The sequence below is a fragment of the Streptomyces sp. NPDC111802 genome (genome assembly GCF_055634335.1).
This window is the reverse complement of the sequence record NZ_JBVKCZ010000234.1, coordinates 1-1,236: the sequence shown is the minus strand read 5'-3', so window position 1 is coordinate 1,236 and position 1,236 is coordinate 1. Positions and strand designations below refer to the sequence as shown.

At 65.8% G+C, this 1,236-nt stretch carries 1 protein-coding gene; it reads right to left on the bottom strand.

The genetic code is table 11. The features are described from left to right. Positions 1-19: 19 nt before the first annotated feature. On the bottom strand, positions 20-1,225 hold the full coding sequence (locus ACZ7NC_RS45705; protein WP_471498422.1) for an FAD-dependent oxidoreductase: 1,206 nt from the start codon (positions 1,223-1,225) through the stop codon (positions 20-22). Between the last annotated feature and the right edge of the window lie 11 nt (positions 1,226-1,236).

The following is a 1,236-nucleotide window of genomic DNA, read 5'->3' as shown; positions in this document are numbered from 1 at the left end:
CCGACACCCCGTCAGGCGATCAGGCACTTGTCAACGTGACAGCACCGGCGACTGGTGTGGCTGGGCGCGACTTGGGGAGCGCGGTCAACGCGGGCGAGGTGTAAGATTCAACCAAGTCGGCCACCTCCTCTGCGCAGCCATAGGAGAAACTGAAACCGGACCCACCATGCCCGAAGTTGTGGGTGATGTTGAAGCCGTAGTCGCGTGACACGCACACGTTCTCCAGCCGGTACGGGCGCAGCCCCACAGTGGGCTGGATACGGGTATCCTCGAGGTTCAGGGTGCCGAGCCACTCCGGGAGGAACGCCCGGCACCTGTCGAACATTTCTCGCGCAGGTTCATATTCCTTGCTGATAGAAGTGTCGTACTCGGACGGTTCGACCAGGCCGCCAAGCACCACTTCATCAGTCCGCGGCACCACGAAGACCATGTCCTGAGCGTGATCGCTTTTGGCCATCACATAAGCGCGCTCGGGACCTGTCCCGCCAGCGAACAGTGCTCGGGGAACCCTCCACAGCAGCCCGCGTAATGGCACCATGGCCGCACCTGCAAGTTCGGCCGCGCCCATCCCAGCGCAGTTGACGATTGCGTCCACGCCAAAGGCACGGCGCAGCTCCGCCTCCTGAGGGACGAGCGGACCGGTGACCCGCTGCGGTATACCGTCACAGCCGGAGCTCACCATTTCCACCCCAGCCGCGACCGCCGTCTGCCGTAGCCACGGGATGTACCGGGGGGTGTCGATGGCTGGCACCACCATGCGATATCCCTCCGCCACACGGAACGTAGCAGGGACGGCTGTCAGTTCCTCGTGGGACAGCGGCCGCAGACCTTGGAGCACTCCGCGTTCCGAAAGTGCGGTCAGCTCCGCGAGCTTGGTCCGCTCCACCCTGTCTGCCCGCACCGGCGAGGTGAAGTAGAAGTCGGCTTCCACCATGCGTACCCCCGTTTGCGGTCCGAGCGCCGCGATCCGCTCCAATTCCTGGTAGGAGGTCACACACCAGCCCTTGGACCTCGCCACGGACAAGGGATTGCCATGCTGGCCACAGACCGCGGGCGGGAACTCCCACAGCGCGCCGGCCACGGTGGATACCGTCTGCTCGGCCGGGCTCGCCGCCAGCAGCCGCACCTGATGCCCGCGCCGTGCCAGCACCAGCCCGGTCGTCAGGCCACTGACACCCCCGCCGATCACCAAAACCGCCAAGCCCGTACCAGGAACTCGCGCCATCGAGCGCCCCC